The sequence below is a fragment of the Nonomuraea sp. NPDC052265 genome (assembly GCF_044547985.1).
Taxonomy (GTDB): domain Bacteria; phylum Actinomycetota; class Actinomycetes; order Streptosporangiales; family Streptosporangiaceae; genus Nonomuraea.
Genome location: NZ_JBIUBJ010000004.1, coordinates 468,787 through 487,581, shown reverse-complemented (window position 1 = coordinate 487,581; position 18,795 = coordinate 468,787). Strand labels below are relative to the sequence as shown.

The following is an 18,795-nucleotide window of genomic DNA, read 5'->3' as shown; positions in this document are numbered from 1 at the left end:
GCCCCACCTCCGCATGAACCACGTGAGGAAGACATGACGAACGCACCGGCCACCACCCCTGGCCGCAGCCCAGCGTTGATGCTCACCCTGGCGACCCTGGGCTTCGCGGTGAACTTCTGGGCCTGGGCCCTGCTCAGCCCGCTCGGTCCGCGTTTCAAGGAACTGCTCGGGCTGTCGGCCGGGCAGCAGGCGCTGCTGGTGGCCGTCCCGGTGATCGTGGGGTCGCTGGGTCGCATCCCGGTCGGCGCGCTCACCGACAGGTTCGGCGGGCGGGTGATGTTCCCGCTGGTCTCGGCGGCGACCATCGTGCCCGTCCTGTTCATCGGCCTGTTCGGGCAGACGTCGATGGTCTCGCTGCTGATCGGCGGGTTCTTCCTGGGCATCGGCGGCACCGTGTTCGCCGTCGGGGTGCCGTTCGTCAACGCCTGGTTCCCGCCGCACCGGCGTGGCCTGGCGGTCGGGATCTTCGGCGCCGGGATGGGCGGCACCGCGATCAGCGCGCTGACCACCGTCCCCCTGGTCCGCGCCGGAGGGGCCGCCGTGCCGTTCCTCATCACCGCCGTCGTGCTGGCCGCGTACGCGGTCGTGGCGTGGCTGGTGCTGCGGGACGCGCCCGGCCGCACCGTCGCCACCCAGCCGGTCCGGGCGCGCATGGCCGCCGCGCTCCGGCTGCCGATCACCTGGCAGGCGTGCGTGCTGTACGCGGTCGCCTTCGGCGGTTACGTCGCCTTCTCGGTCTACCTGCCCGCCTACCTGCAGACCGGCTATAGGCTGGAGCAGGCCGACGCCGCCAACCGGATGGCCGGGTTCGTCGTCCTGGCCGTGCTGGCGCGGCCGATCGGCGGCTGGTTGTCGGACCGCGTCGGCCCGGTGCCCGTCCTGACCGGCGTGTTCGTCGTCACCGCCGTCACGGCGGGCGTGCAGGCGCTCACCCCCGGCCTCATGCCGGTCGGCACGGTCGCGTTCCTGACCATGGCCGCCGCGCTCGGCGCCGGCAGCGGCGCCACCTTCGCCCTCGTCGCGCAGGTCGCCCCTGCCGACAAGGTCGGCACGGTCACCGGACTGGTCGGCGCCGCCGGCGGGCTCGGCGGGTTCGTCCCGCCGCTGGTGATGGGGTTCCTGTACGGCCGGCTCGGCTCGTACGGCCTCGGCCTGGCCCTGCTGGCGGCCACCGCCGTGCTCACCCTGGCCCTGACGGTGACCGCGGTCCGCGCGCTGGCCGCCCGCCGGGTGGCCGGGCCGGTCGGCTCGCGCTGACCCCACCCGCGGAAAAGGCGGGGCCCGGCCACCGGCCGGGCCCCGCACGAAGGCGACTAAACGGTACGTTCCTCCGCGATGCGGCGGCCGGACACCTGCTCGGCGTCCACCACGATGTAGTGGTCGCGGCTGCCCGGAGCCCATGGGAACAGGGGCAGCGCGGCCAGCCGGGCCGTCTCGGCGGGATCGGTCACCGCCCGCGCGTGCCCGACCGCCGTCACCGACCAGCCGGTGCGCATCGCCGGGTCGAACTCGTCGGCCTCGAACGCCACCACGGCGTGCCGGGTGGCCGCGGCCAGCTTCGACCCGATCGAGGTGCGGATGACGACGCTCTCGCCGTCGAGGCAGAAGTTGACCGGCTGCACGGCCGGCAGGGCGCGATCGGTGAAGACGATCCGCCCGATCGGCGTGGACGACAACAGGCGCAGGCACTCCTCACGGGAGAGCACCTGGAGCCCGGACGAATCGAGTTGCATGCTTCTCAGCCTCCCACCAGGACCATTCCCGGTGTCAGAGGCGAAAGTCCCATCACAGGGGGCCGCTCAGTCGCGCCGGTCGGCCCGCAACCGCGCCGACAACGCGGCCACCTGCGTGCGGCGCTGCATGTTGAGCTTGGCCAGCAGGTTGGACACGTAGTTCTTGACCGTCTTCTCGGCCAGGAACATGCGCTCGCCGATCTGCCGGTTGGTCAGGCCCTCGCCGATCAGGTCGAGGATGTGCCGCTCCTGCTCCGACAGCGCCGCCAGCGGGTCCTGCCGGACCGCCTGGTCGCGCAGCCGCTGCAACATGGCGGCGGTGGTCTGGGGGTCGAGCAGCGACTGCCCGGAGGCCACCGTGCGCACCGCGCCGACCAGGTCCGAGCCGTGGATCTGCTTGAGCACGTAGCCCGAGGCGCCGGCCATCACCGCGTCGAACAGGGCGTCGTCGTCGGCGAACGAGGTCAGCATGAGGCAGGCCAGCCCCGGCAGCTTCGAGCGCACCTCGCGGCACACGTCGACGCCGTTGCCGTCGGGCAGGCGCACGTCGAGCACCGCGACGTCCGGCTTCAGGGCCTGGATGCGGGCGATCGCCGACTCGGCGGTCCCGGCCTCGCCGATCACCTCGATGTCGTCCTCGGAGTCGAGCAGGGCGGCCACGCCGCGCCGCACGACCTCGTGATCGTCGAGAAGGAACACACGAATCATGCCTCCGACGCTACCGCCTGCCGTCACCCGGAAGTAGGGACCAAAGTCCCAGGCGCCGGTCGTGGGCCCATCGGGCCCCTACGGAGGGACTTTGGTCCCTGACGGGAGCGGGCGCCCACCCACCAGCCTGGAGCCATGACCGTTGTGGCAGGGGAAAAGTTGTGAGCGACATAGACGCGATCCCGGGCATGGGGCCGTTGCTGGCCGCCAGGAAGTTCTTCACCAGGGCGGAGGTGTCGGCCGACGGCCGCACCTTGCACCAGGTCGATCCCGGCGCCTGGGACCGCTTCTACCGGGACCGGTGGGCGCACGACAAGGTGGTGCGCTCGACGCACGGCGTGAACTGCACGGGCTCGTGCTCCTGGCAGGTGTTCGTCAAGGACGGCCTGATCACCTGGGAGCACCAGGCCACCGACTACCCGTCGGTCGGCCCGGAGTCGCCCGAGTACGAGCCGCGCGGCTGTCCCCGTGGCGCCTCCTTCTCCTGGTACACCTACTCTCCCTCGCGGGTGCGCTACCCGTACGTGCGCGGGGTGCTGCTGGAGATGTGGCGCGAGGCCAAGGCCAGGCTGGGCGACCCCGTGCTGGCGTGGGCGGAGCTGACCGGCGACCCGGAGCGCGCGCGGGCCTACAAGCGGGCCCGCGGCAAGGGCGGGTTCGTCCGGTCGAGCTGGGAGGAGGTCCTTGAGCTCATGGCCGCCGCCCACGTGCACACCATCAAGGACCACGGCCCGGACCGGGTGGTGGGTTTCTCGCCGATCCCGGCGATGTCGATGGCCTCCTTCGCGGCCGGCACCCGCTTCCTGTCGATGATCGGCGGCACGCTGCTGTCGTTCTACGACTGGTACGCCGACCTGCCGATCGCCTCGCCGCAGGTGTGGGGCGACCAGACCGACGTGCCCGAGGCGGCCGACTGGTGGAACTCCCGCTACCTGATCATGTGGGGCTCCAACATCCCGGTCACCCGCACCCCGGACGCCCACTTCATGACCGAGGCCCGCTACCAGGGCACCAAGGTCGTCGCGGTCAGCCCGGACTACGCCGACAACGTCAAGTTCGCCGACGACTGGCTCGCGCCGCACCCGGGCACCGACGGCGCCCTGGCCATGGCGATGGGCCACGTGACGCTGACCGAGTTCTTCCGCGACCGCCAGGTCCCGTACTTCACCGACTACGTGCGCAAGTACACCGACCTGCCGTTCCTGGTGACGCTGGAGCCGCGCGGCGACGCGTACGTGCCGCGCCGCTTCCTGACCGCCGCCGACCTGGGCCAGGACAGCGAGAACGCCGAGTTCAAGACCGTCTTCCTGGACGAGACGACCGGCGCGGCGCAGGTGCCGAACGGCTCGCTCGGCCACCGCTGGGGCGCGGAGGGAGAGGGCCGCTGGAACCTCGACCTGGACGGCGCCGTCCCCGCGCTGACCCTGCTCGGCCGGTCCGGACGCGCGGTCGAGGTGGACCTGCCGCGCTTCGACGAGGGCGCCACCGAGGGCGGCTCGGTCATGCGCCGCGGCGTCCCGGTGACCGAGATGGCCGGCAAGCTCGTGACGACGGTGTTCGACCTGCTCATGGCCCAGTACGGCGTGGCCCGCGACCTGCCCGGCGAGTGGCCGGCGAGCTACGAGGACGCCTCCCGGCCCTACACCCCGGCCTGGGCGGAGGAGATCACCTCGGTCCCGGCCGCCACGATCGCCAGGATCGCCCGCGAGTTCGCCCGCAACGCCGAGCGCACCGAGGGCCGGTCGATGATCGCGATGGGCGCCGGCACCAACCACTGGTTCCACTCCGACCAGATCTACCGCTCGTTCCTGACACTGGTGCTGCTGACCGGCTGCCAGGGCGTCAACGGCGGCGGCTGGGCGCACTACGTGGGCCAGGAGAAGGTCCGCCCGGTCACCGGCTTCCAGCACCTGGCCTTCGGCTTCGACTGGCAGCGCCCGACCCGGCACATGGCCGGTACCGCGTTCTGGTACCTGGCCACCGACCAGTGGCGTTACGAAAGCTTCGGGGCCGGCGAGCTGGCCAGCCCGCTGGGCGAGGGCAGGTTCGCGGGCCGGTCGTTCGCCGACTGCAACGCCCAGGCGGCCCGGCTGGGCTGGCTGCCCTCGCACCCGACGTTCGACCGCAACCCGCTCAAGCTCGCCGACGAGGCCGCCGAGCGCGGCGTTCCGGTGGCCGAGCACGTGGTGGAGGAGCTGGAGGCGGGCCGGCTGCGCTTCGCCGCCGAGGACCCGGGCGACCCGGCCAACTTCCCGCGGGTGCTGACCGTGTGGCGGGCCAACCTGCTGGGCTCCTCCGGCAAGGGCAACGAGTACTTCCTGCGCCACCTGCTCGGCGCCGACGCCGAGGCCCGCAACGAGGAGACGCCCGAGGGGCTGCGCCCGGCCGAGGTGACCTGGCGGGAGAACGCCGCCGAGGGCAAGCTCGACCTGCTGACGACGATCGACTTCAGGATGACGTCCACGGCGTTGTTCTCCGACGTGGTCCTGCCCGCCGCCACCTGGTACGAGAAGCACGACCTGTCCAGCACCGACATGCATCCGTTCGTGCACGCCTTCAACCCGGCCATCGCCCCGCCCTGGCAGACCCGGTCCGACCACGACGCCTTCCTCGGGCTGGCCGACGCCTTCTCCGAGCTGGCCGCCCGCCACCTGGGCAGGCGCACCGACGTGCTGGCCGTCCCGCTCACCCACGACACCCCGGACGAGCTGGCCCAGCCGGGCGGCCGGGTGCGCGACTGGAAGCACGGCGAGTGCGAGCCCGTCCCGGGCCGGACGATGCCCAGGATCGTCACGGTCGAGCGCGACTACGGCGCGGTCGCCGAGCGCGTCCGCGGGATCGGGCCGCTGTTCGCCGATCTGGGCCTGACCACCAAGGGGATCACGTACCAGGTGGGCCCCGAGCTGGAGTACCTGCGCGAGCAGAACGGCCGGACCCCCGAGGGCCACATCTCCCTCAGCACCGCCGACCGGATGTGCGAGGCCATCCTCACGCTGTCCGGCACCACCAACGGCCGCCTGGCCACCCAGGGCTTCGAGACCATGGAGAAGCGCACCGGGACCAGGCTCGCCGACCTGGCCGCCGAGCACGAGGGCAAGCGCATCACGTTCGCCGACACGCGGTCCAGGCCGCAACCGGTGATCACCTCGCCCGAGTGGTCCGGCTCGGAGACCGGCGGGCGGCGCTACTCCGCCTTCGTCATCAACGTCGAACGCGACAAACCGTGGCACACCCTGACCGGGCGGCAGCAGTTCTTCCTCGACCACGACTGGATCATCGAGCTGGGCGAGCAGCTTCCCGCCTACCGGCCGCCGCTCGACCTGCGCCGCCACCACGGCGACCAGGGCGACGGGGAGGGGGCCGAGGTCACCGTGCGGTACCTGACGCCGCACTCGAAGTGGTCGATCCACTCCGAGTACCAGGACAACGCGTACATGCTGGCCCTGTCGCGGGGCGGGCCCACGATCTGGATGAGCGTCGAGGACGCCGCCTCGATCGGGGCCGCCGACAACGACTGGATCGAGGCGTACAACCGCAACGGCGTGGTCGTGGCCAGGGCGGTGGTCTCCCACCGCATGCCGGCCGGGACCGTGTACATGTACCACGCCAAGGACCGCAACGTGAACGTCCCGCTCACCGAGCGGTCGGGCCGGCGCGGCGGCGTGCACAACTCCCTCACCCGGCTGCTGCTCAAGCCCAGCCACCTCATCGGCGGGTACGCGCAGTTCACCTACGCCTTCAACTACTACGGGCCGACCGGCAACCAGCGTGACGAGATCACGGTGATCCGCCGCCGCGGCCAGGAGGTGATCTACTGATGCGCGTCATGGCACAGGTCGCCATGGTGATGAACCTGGACAAGTGCATCGGCTGCCACACCTGCTCCGTCACCTGCAAGCAGACCTGGACCAACCGGGACGGCGTCGAGTACGTCTGGTTCAACAACGTCGAGACCAAGCCCGGCGTCGGCTACCCCAAGCGCTACGAGGACCAGGAACGCTGGCACGGCGGCTGGCAGCTCGACGGGCGCGGCCGGCTCAAGCTGCGCGCGGGCGGCCGGGTCAGACGGCTGCTCAACCTGTTCTCCAACCCCGACCTGCCGGACCTGGACGACTACTACGAGCCGGCCACCTACGACTACGACACCCTGCTCAACGCCCCCGCCGGGCCGCACGTGCCGGTCATCCGTCCCAAGTCGGCCATCACCGGCAAGGACATGGCCATCACGTGGGGCGCGAACTGGGAGGACGACCTCGGCGGCGCCCCCGAGCACGCCCACGGCGACCCCAACCTCGCGGCCATGGCCGAGAAGGTGCGCATGGAGTTCGACCAGACCTTCATGTTCCACCTGCCGCGCATCTGCGAGCACTGCCTCAACCCGGCGTGCGTGGCCGCCTGCCCCTCCGGCGCGATGTACAAGCGGGAGGAGGACGGCATCGTCCTGGTGGACCAGGACCGCTGCCGGGGCTGGCGCATGTGCGTCTCGTCGTGCCCGTACAAGAAGGTGTACGTCAACCACAAGACCGGCAAGGCCGAGAAGTGCACGTTCTGCTTCCCCCGGATCGAGGCGGGACAGCCGACCGTGTGCGCCGAGACCTGCGTGGGCCGGCTGCGCTACATCGGCCTCGTCCTGTACGACGCCGACGCCGTGCTGGCCGCCGCCCGCGTACCCGACCCGCGTGACCTGCTGGAGGCCCAGCGCAAGGTGTTCCTCGACCCCGACGACCCCGAGGTGGCCGCCGCCGCGCGCGCGTCCGGGATCAGCGAGGACTGGATCGAGGCCGCGCGGCGCTCGCCGATCTACCGGCTGGCCATGCGCTACCGGGTGGCGCTGCCGCTGCATCCGGAGTACCGCACGCTGCCGATGGTCTGCTACATCCCGCCGCTGTCGCCGGTGCTCGACGCCGTGACCGGGGCCGGCGCGGACGCCGACGACCCCGACAACGTCTTCCACGCCATCACCGACCTGCGCATCCCGCTGGAGTACCTGGCCGGGCTGTTCAGCGCCGGGGACACCGAGGTGGTGGCCGGGGTGCTGATGAAGTTGTCGGCGATGCGCGGCTACATGCGGGCCCGCACCCTCGACGGCACCGTGGCCGAGGACCTGCTGGAGTCGGCCGGGATGACGGCACGGGACATGGAGGAGATGTATCGCCTGCTGGCCGTCGCCAAGTACGACGACCGCTACGTCGTGCCCGCCGCCCACCGCGAGGACGCCGCCGCGCTGTCGGCCCAGGCCGCCGGATGCAGCCTGGACGGCGACGGCGGTCCCGGGATGAGCGAGTTCCACCCGACCGGCGTGACCGGCCGCCGCGGCGACGGACGCCTGGGCCTGAAGCTGTTCACCGGGAAGGGACCGGCGTCATGAGACTGTCCCCCGCCCCCGACACCGTCGTCGAACGGCCGCAGGACCGCGCCGCGCTGCTCCGGCTGGTCTCGTTGTTGCTGCAGTACCCGGACGCCGGGCTGCTGGCCGCTCGCCCCGAGCTGCGCGGTGCCGTCGCCGCGCTGCCCGACGGGCATCCGCGTCAGGCGCTTGAGCAGTTCCTGTGGTGGTTCGGCGACCGGCAGCCGATGCCGCTGGCCCGCCACTACGTCGAGACGTTCGACCTGCGCCGCCGGTCCAGCCTCTACCTCACCTACTACCTGCACGGCGACACCCGCCGCCGCGGCATGGCCCTGCTGACGCTCAAGCAGCGCTACCGCGTGGCCGGGCTCACCCCGCCCGAGGGGGAGCTGCCCGACTTCCTGCCGGTGGTGTGCGAGTTCGCCGCCCTGGCCGGGCCGGACGTGGGGGAGGCGCCGCTGCGCCAGCACCGCAAGGGGCTGGAGCTCATCCGCACCGCCCTGCACGAGACCGGCTCGCCGTACGCGCTGGTGCTGGACGCCCTGTGCGCGGTGCTGCCCGGCATGTCGGAGGCCGAACGGGCCGCGGTGGCCGACCTCGCCCTGGCCGGCCCGCCCGCCGAGGAGGTCGGCCTGGCCCCGTACGGCCCGCCGCTGAACGAGAGTGAGGTACGGCCGTGAGCGTCGTGCTGTGGGCGATCGTCCCCTATGTCGCTTTGACGATCTTCGTCGCCGGGCACGTGTGGCGCTGGCGGGTGGACCAGTTCGGCTGGACCACCCGTACCACGCAGGTGCTGGAGAGCCGGCTGCTGCGGCTCGGCTCGCCGCTGTTCCACCTCGGCGCCTTCGCGGCCATCGGCGGTCACGTGCTGGGCCTGCTCGTCCCCAAGAGCTGGCCCGAGGCGGTGGGCGTGGACGAGCACCTCTACCACCTGGTGTCGGTGAGCGCCGGGACCGTGGCCGGGGTCATGGTCGTCGCGGGCCTGTCGCTGCTGCTGGCCCGCCGCCTCACCAGCCCCCGGGTGCGGCGTACCACCACCCGCGCGGACAAGGTGCTGTTCACCGTGCTGGCCGTGGTGGTCGTGCTCGGCATGGCCGCGACCGTGGGCAGCAACCTGCTCGGCGGCGGCTACGACTACCGCGCCACGATCGCGGTCTGGTTCCGGGGCGTCCTGACCTTCCGTCCCGACCCGCGTCTGATGGACGGCGTGCCGCCGCTGTTCCAGCTGCACGCGATGTCGGCCTGGCTGCTGGCCGCGATCTGGCCGTTCACCCGGCTGGTGCACGTGTGGTCGGCGCCGGTGGCGTACCTGTGGCGGCCCTACGTCGTCTACCGGCGGCGGGTGCCCGTCCGCTCGCGCTGACCGGCGGGTCCTGCTACATCGAGTGGATGCGGCGGCCGGTGACGTGGTGCGGGACGATCCGGATGTGGAGCGGCCGGTCGCCGCCCGCCCACGGGGTGACGTCGTCCCCGGCCTGCTCGTCCGGCGTCACGTGGTGGGCGGGCCCCTGGACGAGCACGCTCCACCCCTGCCGCCGGGCCTCGTCGATGCGGTCCACCTCGAAGCCCACCATGACCTCGACGCCCTCCAGCCCGGTCCGCAGGTCCTGGTCCATGGGGCCGCCCGCGGCGGTGCGGAAGACGATGGCGCCGTCGCGCACGCGGAAGTTGACGGGCAGCACCGTCGGCCCGTGCGAGCCGTTGAACGCGATGCGGCCGATGCCGCCGGGCGCGATCAGGCGCAGGCATTCCTCGCGTTCGAGGACCTCGAGGACGGGCTCGGCCATCGCGGGCCCAACCCCCGGCGGACGGTCGCGCCCGCCGCCCAGCAGGTCCTGGCCGGTGGTCCCCAGCGCGTCGGCCAGGCGGTTCAGGGTGCCCCTGTCCGGGATGTCCACGTGCTCCTCCATGTACCGGAGGTAGCCGGCGGACATGTCCGCCCGTTTCGCCACCTGCTCGACGGTGAGCCCCAGCCGCTGCCGGTGGTACTGGATGCGGTGGCCGAAGTCGCCGGTCCGTGTCACTGTCTCCTCCTGCCCGTGCCTGGCCGTGCCTGATGAAGGTATCCACGCACCCCGTACCCCGGACAGGGTCTTTCGCCCCCTTCATGGGACCAACGTCCCTCGCCCCGGGGACGCACGGCCCTACGGCGCGGCTGCCGGGAGGAGGAGCCTGGCCTGCATGGATGTCCTGGATCTCTCCCGGTGGCAGTTCGGCATCACGACCGTCTACCACTTCCTCTTCGTGCCGCTCACGATCGGCCTGTCGATCATCGTGGCCGGCCTGCAGACGGCGTGGCACCGGACGAAGAAGCCGGAGTACCTGCGGCTGACCCGGTTCTGGGGCCGGCTGTTCCTGATCAACTTCGCCATGGGCGTGGTGACGGGCATCGTGCAGGAGTTCCAGTTCGGGATGAACTGGAGTGACTACTCCCGCTTCGTCGGCGACGTGTTCGGGGCGCCCCTGGCCATGGAAGGGCTGATGGCCTTCTTCCTGGAGTCCACGTTCCTCGGCCTGTGGATCTTCGGCTGGGACCGGCTGTCGCCCCGGCTGCACCTGGCCACGATCTGGGTGGCCGCCATCGGCACCAACATCTCGGCCTACTTCATCCTGGCGGCCAACTCCTGGATGCAGCACCCCGTCGGCTACCGGATCAACAACGGCCGCGCCGAGCTGACCGACATCTGGGCCGTCCTGACCAACTCCACGACGCTGGTCACCTTCCCGCACGTCCTGTTCGGGGCGTTCCTGACCGCGGCCGCGTTCGTGCTGGGCGTCAGCGCCTGGTTCCTGCTGCGCAAGCGGGACGTCTCCCTCTTCCGCACCTCGGCCCGGCTGGCGCTGGCCGTCAGCCTTGTCTCGGCGGTCGGGGTGTCGTTCTCCGGCCACTGGCAGGCCCAGATCATGACCGAGCAGCAGCCGATGAAGATGGCCGCCGCCGAGGCCCTGTGGGAGGACGAGACCTCCGCCGGCTTCTCCCTGTTCGCCATCGGCGACGTCGAGAACGGCCGCAACCACGTCAACCTGCAGATCCCGTACGGCCTGAGCCTGCTGTCCACCAACACCCTGGACGGCGAGGTCGAGGGCATCAACGACATCCAGGCCCGCTACCAGGCCCTGTACGGCCCCGGCGACTACCGGCCGATCGTCGGCCTGGCCTACTGGTCCTTCCGGCTGATGATCGGGTTCGGCATGGTGTCGGCGCTGCTCGCCCTGGCCGGGCTCTGGCTGACCAGGCGCGGCCGGCTGCCCGCGGGCCGCTGGGCCTACCGGCTGGCCATCGCCGGGATCGGCCTGCCGTTCCTGGCCAACAGCATGGGCTGGATCTTCACCGAGATGGGCCGCCAGCCGTGGACCGTCTTCGGGCTGATGCGCACCGCCTACGCCGTCTCGCCGACGGCGGACGTCCCCTCGGTGGCCATCACGCTGGTCGGCTTCACCCTGGCCTACGCCGTGCTCGCGATCATCGAGATCCGGCTGCTGGTCAAGTTCATCCGGATCGGGCCGCACGAGCAGGACGAGCCCGAGACCGCCGTCCCCGCGCTGAGCTACTGAGGACATCATGGAAAACGTCTGGTTCGTACTGATCGCCGTGCTGTGGACCGGCTACTTCCTGCTGGAGGGCTTCGACTTCGGCGTCGGCATCCTGATGCCCGTCCTGAGCCGCGAGGAGGCCGACCGGCGCGCCGTCCTCAGGACGATCGGCCCGGTGTGGGACGGCAACGAGGTGTGGCTCCTGGTGGCCGGCGGCGCGACGTTCGCCGCCTTCCCCGAGTGGTACGCCACCCTGTTCAGCGGCTTCTACCTGCCGCTGTTCCTCATCCTGCTGGCGCTCATCGCCCGCGGCGTGGCCCTGGAGTACCGCGGCAAGAGCGACAACACCCGCGGCTGGGACCGGGCGCTGTTCTGGGGTTCCCTCCTTCCTGCCTTCCTTTGGGGGGTCGCGTTCGCCAACATCGTGCGCGGTGTCCCGCTGAACGCCGAGCACGAGTACACCGGCACGCTGCTGACCCTGCTCAACCCGTTCGCGCTGCTCGGAGGGCTGGCCACGCTGCTGCTGTTCACCCTGCACGGCGCGGTCTTCCTGGCCCTGCGCACCACCGGCGACCTGCGCCTGGCCGCCGCCCGGATGGCCAAGAGCATCTCCCCGGCGGCGTTCCTGGTGGTGATGGCCTTCCTGCTGCTCTCGGACGGCGGCGGCGGGGCTCTGCGGTGGGCCGCCGTGGCGCTGGTCGCGCTCGGCCTGATCGGCGCGGTGGCCGCGACCGTGCGCGGCCGTGACGGGTGGGCCTTCACCGCCAGCGCGGTCGCCGTGGTCGCGCTGGTATGCGCGATCTTCAGCGGCCTGTGGCCGAACGTCATGCCCGCCCTGGACCCGGCCAACAGCCTCACCGTGACCAACGCGGCCTCCAGCCCGTACACGCTGACGGTGATGACCTGGGTCGCGGCCGTCTTCACGCCGCTGGTGCTGGCCTACCAGGCGTGGACGTACTGGGTGTTCCGCCGCCGCCTCACCGGCGCCGCCTGAACCGGCCCGGACCCGCCGCGGACCCGGAGCTCATCGCGCCCAGGCGTCCACGGGCGACCCGCCGAGCTCGGTCACGGTCAGGGCGCGCATCAGGTGCGGGTGCAGGCCCTCGGCCCGGGGGCGGGGCAGACCGGCGGCGAGCGCGGCGTCGGTGAGCGCGGCCCGCGTCCACGCCAGGTCGACGCGCCGGCCCGTGTCACCGGTGAGCAGCGGGTGGTCGGCGGGCCGGTCGCCGCACAGGCGGCGCAGCGGGCGGCGCAGGTAGGGGGCGAGCGGGAAGGCGACGATGTCGCCCCGGCCGTCGTGCAGGGTGATCAGCACGGGGTCGCCGCCGCCGACCAGGTGCACGTCGCACGGGGTCAGCCGGGCCAGCGCGTCGACGGACGCGCCGGTGGACTCCAGCAGCCCGACCGCCACGGCCTCGGCTAAGCGGCCCTCCTCGGCCAGCCGGGCGATCCCGTTGCGCAGCAGCCGCCGCTCGGCCGGGGTGGGCGGGTGAACGGCCGGCGTGGCAAGGGCCCGCCCGTGCCGGCCGGCGAAGGCGTAGAACGAGGCCAGGACGGCCCGCCTGCGGACCACCGTGGCCCTGGCCAGCGGCCGGCCGGACGGCGCCAGCCCGGTGGTGAGGGCGGCCAGGCAGTAGGCGTCGACCTGCGACCCGCCCCCCAGCACGTCGGCGGCCAGATCCTGCCCCCGCAGCCATCGCAGGTAGGAGGCCAGGACCCGCAGCCGCGTACGCCGAAGGGCCGGGGACGGCCTCTCGCGCAGCCAGGCCGCCGCCACGCCGGCCGCCGCCGGACCGAGCCCTTCGACGATGTCGACGTCGGCCGCGGCGACCTCGCCCCCGTCGCCGGGACCGCGCCGCGGGCGCAACCCCTCGATGCGGGCGACGAGGCCGCGGGCCCCCTGACCGGTGAACGCGTCCCAGGACGCGACGGTGTCTTCGGACATGCTCAGCACGCGACCGGCGTGGCGACGGGACCGTCGGCGGCCCGTGCCGGGGCATGGCAGGACGAAAGGGAGGCGGGGAGGACGTGACTGCTCGCGCCCAACGGACCCATCATGATCTCGATCGTCTCATGGAACTGCGCCCGCGGGCTCCATCCGGACGGGCCGCCGGGCTCGCCGGACCCGGGGACGGGGGCGTCCGCCGAGGTCAGGGTTCGATCAGGCCGGCGCGGATGGCGTAGCGGGTCAGGTCGAGGCGGTCGTTGAGGCCCAGCTTGGCCAGGATGTTGCTGCGGTGGCGGTCGACGGTCTTGGGGCTGATGACCAGGGTGTCGGCGATGGCCTTGGTGGAATGGCCCTCGGCGATGAGCTTGACGATCTCCTCCTCGCGGGCGGTCAGCAGGCTGTCGGGCAGCGGGTCGCCGTGCCGGTGGCGGTGGAGGTAGTCGCGGATCAGCGCGGTGACCGCCCCGGGGTAGAGGAACGGCTCGCCGCGCATCGCCGCCCGGCACGCCTCGATGAGGTCGCGGTCGGCCACCGACTTCAGCACGTAGCCGCAGGCCCCGGCCTTCAGCGCGGCGAAGAAGTACTGCTCGTTGTCGTACATGGACAACATCAGCATGCGTACGCCCGGCCGGCGGCGGGCGATCTCGCGCGCGGCCTGCAACCCGGTCATGCGCGGCATGGCGATGTCCAGGATGACCAGGTCGATGTCATGGGTGCGGACCGCCTCGACCGCCTCGGCCCCGTCGGCGGCCTCGGCCACCACGGTCAGGTCGGGCTCGGCGTCGAGGATGAGGCGGACGCCCTGGCGCACGAGCGCGTGGTCGTCGGCGAGCAGGATGCGGGTCATCGGGCGTTCTCCTTGGCCGCACCCGGGACGGTGAGGACGATCTCGGTGCCGCCGCCGGGCGGCGAGTGCACGCTCAGGCGGGCCCCGATGAGCAGGGCGCGCTCGTGCATGCCGCGGATGCCGGCGCCGGGCTCGCCGATGCCGCCCCGGCCGTTGTCGGCGACGCGCAGGACCAGGTCGCCGCCGTCGGGCGTCAGCGTGAGCGTCGCCCGGCTGGCCTGGGCGTGGCGGGCGACGTTGGTCAGGCTCTCCTGGGCGATGCGGTAGAGGACGAGCTCGACCTCGGAGGTGAGCGGCGGCAGCCCCGGAGCCAGCCCGCGGATGACCTCGACCGTGCCGGTCTGCGACAGGTCGGTGGCCAGCGCGGTGAGGGCGCTGGTCAGCCCGAGGTCCTCCAGGACGCCGGGACGCAGCCGGTGGGCGACCTGGCGCACCTCGTCCAGGCTGGTCCTGATCGCCTCCTGGGCGTGTCCCAGCTCCTCCGCCAGCTCCGCGGGCGCCCGGTCGCGCACCCGCTTGAGGGCCAGCAGGGCGACGGTCAGGCTCTGGCCGATCTCGTCGTGCAGCTCGCGGGCGATGCGGCCGCGTTCGGCCTCCTGGGCGGCCAGGGCCTGGGCGCTGGCCACGCCGCGCTCCTGCTCCAGGCGGTCGAGCATCTGGTTGAAGGTGTCGGTGACGCTCCTGAGGTCGCGGTTGCCGCCGGCGGGCAGCCGGTCGTGGGTGTGCAGCAGGTCCACCCGCCGCATGAGGGCGGTCAGCGAGGTCAGCGGGGCGAGGCTGGCCCGCACCAGGAACGCGTTCGCCGCCAGGATCAGCGCCAGGCCGATCAGCAGCACCGGGACCTCGGTCAGCAGCACCGGTGAGGAGACCGTCGCCGGCGACAGCGCCAGCACGAACGTGCCCGCGGCGAAGACCAGCGCGTTGATGACGAACAGGCGGCGGAACAACGCCTGGGCCGGGGTGCGGCCAGGCGGCTCCGGCGCGGTGGCGACGGCGTCTGTCATGCCTCCAGCCTGGGCGTTCGCCGCCCGCGCTGTCCACTGACCTCGCCCGGATACGGCTCGGCCCCCACCCGATATGGGGGCCGGACCCGATGGGCGCGGGCCCCCGCCCGGTGATGGCATGGGTCTCCCCGGAAAACAGGGACGGACCGTAAGGAGGTGGGCGATGCGTGGCACGGACCTTCTCCGGGCCGCGGCGGCAGGACCGCTTCTCCTCCTGCCCGCCCGCGGGTCGCGGTCCGTCCCCCGGGGCCATCTGACGAGCGGGCCGCACCGGGGGCCGGCCGCCGTCCCGTGGCCGGGGCAGGGCGCCTGAGCTCCCCTGGCCGCCCCTCCGACCTTCGCCCCCGCTGGAGGTATCCCATCAAGATCCGCCATGCGGCCGTGCCCCGAACCGGCGCGGACCGCCGTTCCCAGACCACTCCGACCACCGTGGACGGTGCCATGCGAGCACACGATATCGCCGTCACCCTGCCGACCGTGACGGCCCGCGACTCCGTGGTGCGCGCGGTGCGCCTGATGGTCGTCAACCGGCTTCCCGGACTGATCGTGGTGGACGAGCGGGGCAGGCCGGCGACCGTGCTGCCGGGCACGCAGGTGTTGCGGCTGGCCATCCCCGGCACGTACCAGGAGGACCAGGCCCTGGCCCGCACCCTCGACGAGAGCGACGCCGAGGTGTTCTGGCAGGAGCTCGCCCACCTGACGGTCGGCGACTGCCTGCCCAAGCCGCCGGCCCGGCCCGTCACCGTGCCACCGGAGGCGACGCTGCTGGAGGTGGCGGCGCTGATGGCCCGCACGCGCAGCCCGCTCGTCGCCGTCCTCGGCCCGGACGCCACCCTCACCGGGGCGATCACACTGGAACGCCTGCTGACCAGCCTGGCCATCACGAGCCTTCCGGACTGATCCGGATGAGCGCGATCCTGGCCATGGCCATCTTCGTGGTGGCGTTCTTCTTCATCGCCACCGAGAAGGCCGACAAGGTCAAGGTCGTCCTGGTGGCGGCCGGGCTGATGACCGTGCTGGGGCTGACGCCGGGGGAGGAGGTGTTCTCCTCGGGGCACGCGGGCATCGACTGGAACGTCATCTTCCTGCTGCTCGGCATGATGATCATCGTGGGCGTGATCAAGCAGACCGGGTTGTTCGACTACCTGGCGATCTGGGCGGCCAAACGCTCGCGGGGGCGGCCGTACCGGCTGATGGCGATGCTGATGGCCATCACCGCCGTGGCCTCGCCCTTCCTGGACAACGTCACGACGATCATGCTGGTCGCGCCGGTGACGGTGATGGTGTGCGGGCGGCTGCGGATCCCGGCGCAGCCGTACCTGATCGCCGAGGTGCTGGCCTCCAACATCGGCGGGGCCGCGACGCTGATCGGCGACCCGCCGAACATCATCATCGGCAGCCGGGCGGGGCTGACGTTCAACGACTTCCTCGTCCACATGGCCCCGGCGGTCGTGGTGATCTTCGGGGTGTTCGTGCTGCTCACCTACCCGCTGTTCCGCCGGTCGTTCCACTACAACGCCGAGCACGTGACCAAGGTCATGGCGTTGCAGGAGCGGCGGGCCATCACCGACCCCGCGCTGCTGGCGCGGTCGATGACGGTGCTGGCCGGGGTGGTGACGGCGTTCGCGCTGCACTCCGTCCTGCACCTGGCGCCCTCGATCATCGCCCTGGTCGGCGCGGGGGTCATGCTGCTGGTGTGCCGGGTCGAGCTCGGGGACGTGCTGCGCGAGGTCGAATGGCCCACGCTGGTGTTCTTCGCCGGGCTGTTCGTGATGGTCGCGGGCCTGGTGCACACCGGGACCATGGAGACCATCGGGCGGGCCACCATCGACCTGTTCGGCGACAACTACTTCGCCGCGGCCACCTCGCTGCTGTTCGGCTCCAGCGTGCTGGGGGCGTTCTTCGACAACATCCCGTACGTGGCCACGATGGCGCCGGTGGTGGAGGAACTGGCCGCCGCCGCACCGGACGCGACCACCGGGCAGGCGCTGTGGTGGGCCTTCGCCTTCGGCGCCGACTTCGGCGGCAACGGCACCGCGGTCGCCGCCAGCGCCAACGTGGTGGCCCTCGGGATCGCCGCCCGCACGGGCAACCCGATCTCGTTCTGGCAGTTCACCCGGTACGGCATCGTCGTCGCCCTGGGCAGCACGGCCCTGGCCTGGGTGTACGTGTGGCTGCGCTACTTCTGACCCGCGGCTGCGGGGGTGGGCCGGTCCCACCCCCGGGACGCCGGCGTCAGGGCCGCAGCCGGTGGAACAGCTCGACCCGCGCCCGGTGGTAGTCGAGGTCCTCCTCGTCGTGCCGCACGCCCGAGGCGGCGGCCTTGTGGAAGTAGGCGTACTCCCTGCGCAGCTTGTGCCGGACGAGCTGGGCGAGCGACTCCTCGTCGAGGGGGGCCGCCGTGCCGCCCTCCTCGTGGTAGGCGGCCACGAACTCCTTGCTCGGCCCGGTCAGGTCGTCGCCCCACTCCAGCGCGGCGGCGGCCAGCTCCAGCTCGGGGGCGCCGACGAAGGTCTCGTCCCAGTCGAGCACCGCGACGATCCGGCCGTCGCCGGCCAGGGTGTTGCCGGTGTAGTAGTCGCCGTGCAGCGGGTGGCGTACGGGATGGCCGGCGTGGAAGTCGGCCAGCCAGCGGTCCAGGACGGGGTCGTCCAGGCCGGCGGCGTCCGGGGGCGGGTCGCCGTACAGGCCGGACTCCTGGAAGGCGGGCACGGGACGCGGGCCGGGACGCAGCCCGGCCAGCGCGCGGTGGAGCCGGGCCAGCAGCCGGGCGCCCGCCTCGCGCTGCGCCGGGACGTCGGAGTCCGGCCAGGAGCCCTCGACGTAGGGCCAGCAGGAGATCGGCCGCCCGTCCACGACGACGACGGTCGCCCCGCCATCGGTCGCCAGCGGCGCGACGGCCTCGGGAAGCGTGGTCGCGGCGTGCCGCGCGACGGCGTGGCACCACTCCGACTCCGCCATCCCGCGCGCGGCCGGGCCGACCCGGATGACGTGGCCGCCGAGGCGGTAGGCGGCCGACTCCTCCCCGCCGTGCAACCGCTCGCCCTCTCCCTCGGCGCCCCAGGCCCGGGAGGCGGCCGCACGGATCTCGGGGGTGAGGGGCGTCTTGGCGTAGATCACCTCGCCACACTATGGGCTCGGACGGGTTGTCGAGCGTTCGGCCAAGGTCGGGCGACACGTGCCGCAAATTCGGCGCTCTCGGCCGCATAGCGCTTAACCTGCACTAACAGGATCATCATCCGCTTGTCACCCCGCCGCCAGGCCCACCGGTGCCGAGCCCGCTCCGAAGTCGGGACGCTCATGATCGTGCTATCGCAGGAAATCTCGGAAAGCTCACATCCGCCCCATACGCGCCCGTCCCGGCACCGGGAGGCCCGTACGCCGCTCCGCGCGACGCGGCGCCTGACGCGCACCCGTCCGTGGCCGGACGTGACCGGTGCCACCACGCCCACCGCCCGGCCCACGTCCCTGGGCCGGGCCTTGCCGCGCCGGATGCGCGAGACGTTGGGAACGGTCCACGTTCTGGGGCCGATCCGGCGCTACCCGCCGCCCGCCGTCGTCCTGCGCTGCCGCTAGCGCTGCCCGGGCCGGCCCGCCGATCACCGTCTGGGAGTCCCGCGTGTCCTATCCGACTCCGCCCGCAACGCCTCCCGCCGTACCGCCCGTGACGTCGT

The 18,795-nt window shown here is 72.5% G+C and carries 17 protein-coding genes; 10 read left to right on the top strand and 7 right to left on the bottom strand.

Annotation, left to right across the window (positions count from 1 at the left end):
- The first annotated feature begins 33 nt into the window (after positions 1 to 33).
- Positions 34 to 1,257, top strand: a complete 1,224-nt coding sequence (locus tag ACIHAD_RS15840; RefSeq protein WP_397355148.1) for an MFS transporter — start codon at positions 34 to 36, stop codon at positions 1,255 to 1,257.
- Positions 1,258 to 1,313: 56 nt separating this feature from the next.
- On the opposite strand, the gene ACIHAD_RS15835 is transcribed toward ACIHAD_RS15840, so the two are convergent.
- On the bottom strand, positions 1,314 to 1,733 hold the full coding sequence (locus ACIHAD_RS15835; protein ID WP_397355147.1) for a pyridoxamine 5'-phosphate oxidase family protein: 420 nt from the start codon (positions 1,731 to 1,733) through the stop codon (positions 1,314 to 1,316).
- A gap of 66 nt (positions 1,734 to 1,799) precedes the next feature.
- Positions 1,800 to 2,441 carry a response regulator gene (locus ACIHAD_RS15830; protein ID WP_397355146.1) on the bottom strand — a complete coding sequence of 214 codons (642 nt, stop codon included), beginning with the start codon at positions 2,439 to 2,441 and terminating at the stop codon, positions 1,800 to 1,802.
- 188 nt (positions 2,442 to 2,629) lie between these two features.
- Between ACIHAD_RS15830 and ACIHAD_RS15825 the strand changes: the two genes are divergently transcribed.
- Genes ACIHAD_RS15825 through narI form a run of 4 tightly spaced genes read left to right on the top strand, consistent with a single transcriptional unit; the run spans position 2,630 to position 9,151 of the window.
- On the top strand, positions 2,630 to 6,259 hold the full coding sequence (locus ACIHAD_RS15825) for a nitrate reductase subunit alpha (RefSeq protein ID WP_397355381.1): 3,630 nt from the start codon (positions 2,630 to 2,632) through the stop codon (positions 6,257 to 6,259).
- The gene (gene narH / locus ACIHAD_RS15820; protein ID WP_397355145.1) at positions 6,259 to 7,809 is read left to right on the top strand and encodes a nitrate reductase subunit beta; all 1,551 of its coding nucleotides are present in this window, start codon (positions 6,259 to 6,261) and stop codon (positions 7,807 to 7,809) included. Before ACIHAD_RS15825 ends, narH begins: the two co-directional genes overlap by 1 nt.
- Positions 7,806 to 8,468: a nitrate reductase molybdenum cofactor assembly chaperone gene (gene narJ, locus ACIHAD_RS15815; protein ID WP_397355144.1), complete on the top strand. Its 663-nt coding sequence runs from the start codon at positions 7,806 to 7,808 to the stop codon at positions 8,466 to 8,468. The genes narH and narJ overlap by 4 nt, the downstream gene beginning before the upstream one ends.
- Positions 8,465 to 9,151: a respiratory nitrate reductase subunit gamma gene (gene narI / locus ACIHAD_RS15810; protein ID WP_397355143.1), complete on the top strand. Its 687-nt coding sequence runs from the start codon at positions 8,465 to 8,467 to the stop codon at positions 9,149 to 9,151. The genes narJ and narI overlap by 4 nt, the downstream gene beginning before the upstream one ends.
- A gap of 13 nt (positions 9,152 to 9,164) precedes the next feature.
- On the opposite strand, the gene ACIHAD_RS15805 is transcribed toward narI, so the two are convergent.
- A complete protein-coding gene (locus ACIHAD_RS15805; protein WP_397355142.1) occupies positions 9,165 to 9,812 on the bottom strand; it encodes a pyridoxamine 5'-phosphate oxidase family protein in 648 nt (215 codons plus the stop codon).
- A gap of 157 nt (positions 9,813 to 9,969) precedes the next feature.
- Between ACIHAD_RS15805 and ACIHAD_RS15800 the strand changes: the two genes are divergently transcribed.
- Together ACIHAD_RS15800 and cydB are read left to right on the top strand one after the other, a co-directional pair.
- On the top strand, positions 9,970 to 11,343 hold the full coding sequence (locus ACIHAD_RS15800; RefSeq protein ID WP_397355141.1) for a cytochrome ubiquinol oxidase subunit I: 1,374 nt from the start codon (positions 9,970 to 9,972) through the stop codon (positions 11,341 to 11,343).
- Between the two features lie 7 nt (positions 11,344 to 11,350).
- Positions 11,351 to 12,316 (top strand): cytochrome d ubiquinol oxidase subunit II, encoded by a 966-nt coding sequence (gene cydB / locus ACIHAD_RS15795; protein ID WP_397355140.1) that lies wholly within the window; start codon positions 11,351 to 11,353, stop codon positions 12,314 to 12,316.
- 30 nt (positions 12,317 to 12,346) lie between these two features.
- Here cydB and ACIHAD_RS15790 read toward each other — a convergent pair whose 3' ends face one another.
- The 3 genes from ACIHAD_RS15790 to ACIHAD_RS15780 form a co-directional block, all read right to left on the bottom strand.
- Positions 12,347 to 13,267 (bottom strand): hypothetical protein, encoded by a 921-nt coding sequence (locus ACIHAD_RS15790; RefSeq protein ID WP_397355138.1) that lies wholly within the window; start codon positions 13,265 to 13,267, stop codon positions 12,347 to 12,349.
- 205 nt (positions 13,268 to 13,472) lie between these two features.
- Entirely contained in the window at positions 13,473 to 14,117 is a 645-nt protein-coding gene (locus tag ACIHAD_RS15785; RefSeq protein ID WP_364102240.1) for a response regulator transcription factor, read from the bottom strand.
- Positions 14,114 to 15,121: a histidine kinase gene (locus ACIHAD_RS15780; protein ID WP_397355137.1), complete on the bottom strand. Its 1,008-nt coding sequence runs from the start codon at positions 15,119 to 15,121 to the stop codon at positions 14,114 to 14,116. The genes ACIHAD_RS15785 and ACIHAD_RS15780 overlap by 4 nt, the downstream gene beginning before the upstream one ends.
- Positions 15,122 to 15,562: 441 nt before the next feature.
- On the opposite strand from ACIHAD_RS15780, the gene ACIHAD_RS15775 reads away from it, so the two are divergent.
- Together ACIHAD_RS15775 and ACIHAD_RS15770 are read left to right on the top strand one after the other, a co-directional pair.
- A complete protein-coding gene (locus ACIHAD_RS15775; protein ID WP_397355136.1) occupies positions 15,563 to 16,021 on the top strand; it encodes a CBS domain-containing protein in 459 nt (152 codons plus the stop codon).
- Between the two features lie 5 nt (positions 16,022 to 16,026).
- Positions 16,027 to 17,310: an SLC13 family permease gene (locus ACIHAD_RS15770; protein ID WP_397355135.1), complete on the top strand. Its 1,284-nt coding sequence runs from the start codon at positions 16,027 to 16,029 to the stop codon at positions 17,308 to 17,310.
- Positions 17,311 to 17,356: 46 nt separating this feature from the next.
- Here the strand turns inward: ACIHAD_RS15770 and ACIHAD_RS15765 are convergent, their stop codons facing one another.
- A complete protein-coding gene (locus tag ACIHAD_RS15765) occupies positions 17,357 to 18,241 on the bottom strand; it encodes a phosphotransferase enzyme family protein (RefSeq protein ID WP_397355134.1) in 885 nt (294 codons plus the stop codon).
- Positions 18,242 to 18,550: 309 nt separating this feature from the next.
- On the opposite strand from ACIHAD_RS15765, the gene ACIHAD_RS15760 reads away from it, so the two are divergent.
- Entirely contained in the window at positions 18,551 to 18,697 is a 147-nt protein-coding gene (locus ACIHAD_RS15760) for a hypothetical protein (protein WP_397355133.1), read from the top strand.
- Positions 18,698 to 18,795: the final 98 nt, after the last annotated feature.

Bases quoted from the DNA above. Each gene is read 5' to 3' on its own strand.
- ACIHAD_RS15840 (WP_397355148.1), top strand. From the start codon at position 34: ATGACGAACGCACCGGCCACCACCCCTGGCCGCAGCCCAGCGTTGATG.
- ACIHAD_RS15835 (WP_397355147.1), bottom strand. From the start codon at position 1,733: ATGCAACTCGATTCGTCCGGGCTCCAGGTGCTCTCCCGTGAGGAGTGC.
- ACIHAD_RS15830 (WP_397355146.1), bottom strand. From the start codon at position 2,441: ATGATTCGTGTGTTCCTTCTCGACGATCACGAGGTCGTGCGGCGCGGC.
- ACIHAD_RS15825 (WP_397355381.1), top strand. From the start codon at position 2,630: ATGGGGCCGTTGCTGGCCGCCAGGAAGTTCTTCACCAGGGCGGAGGTG.
- narH (WP_397355145.1), top strand. From the start codon at position 6,259: ATGCGCGTCATGGCACAGGTCGCCATGGTGATGAACCTGGACAAGTGC.
- narJ (WP_397355144.1), top strand. From the start codon at position 7,806: ATGAGACTGTCCCCCGCCCCCGACACCGTCGTCGAACGGCCGCAGGAC.
- ACIHAD_RS15800 (WP_397355141.1), top strand. From the start codon at position 9,970: ATGGATGTCCTGGATCTCTCCCGGTGGCAGTTCGGCATCACGACCGTC.
- cydB (WP_397355140.1), top strand. From the start codon at position 11,351: ATGGAAAACGTCTGGTTCGTACTGATCGCCGTGCTGTGGACCGGCTAC.
- ACIHAD_RS15790 (WP_397355138.1), bottom strand. From the start codon at position 13,267: ATGTCCGAAGACACCGTCGCGTCCTGGGACGCGTTCACCGGTCAGGGG.
- ACIHAD_RS15785 (WP_364102240.1), bottom strand. From the start codon at position 14,117: ATGACCCGCATCCTGCTCGCCGACGACCACGCGCTCGTGCGCCAGGGC.
- ACIHAD_RS15780 (WP_397355137.1), bottom strand. From the start codon at position 15,121: ATGACAGACGCCGTCGCCACCGCGCCGGAGCCGCCTGGCCGCACCCCG.
- ACIHAD_RS15775 (WP_397355136.1), top strand. From the start codon at position 15,563: ATGCGAGCACACGATATCGCCGTCACCCTGCCGACCGTGACGGCCCGC.
- ACIHAD_RS15770 (WP_397355135.1), top strand. From the start codon at position 16,027: ATGAGCGCGATCCTGGCCATGGCCATCTTCGTGGTGGCGTTCTTCTTC.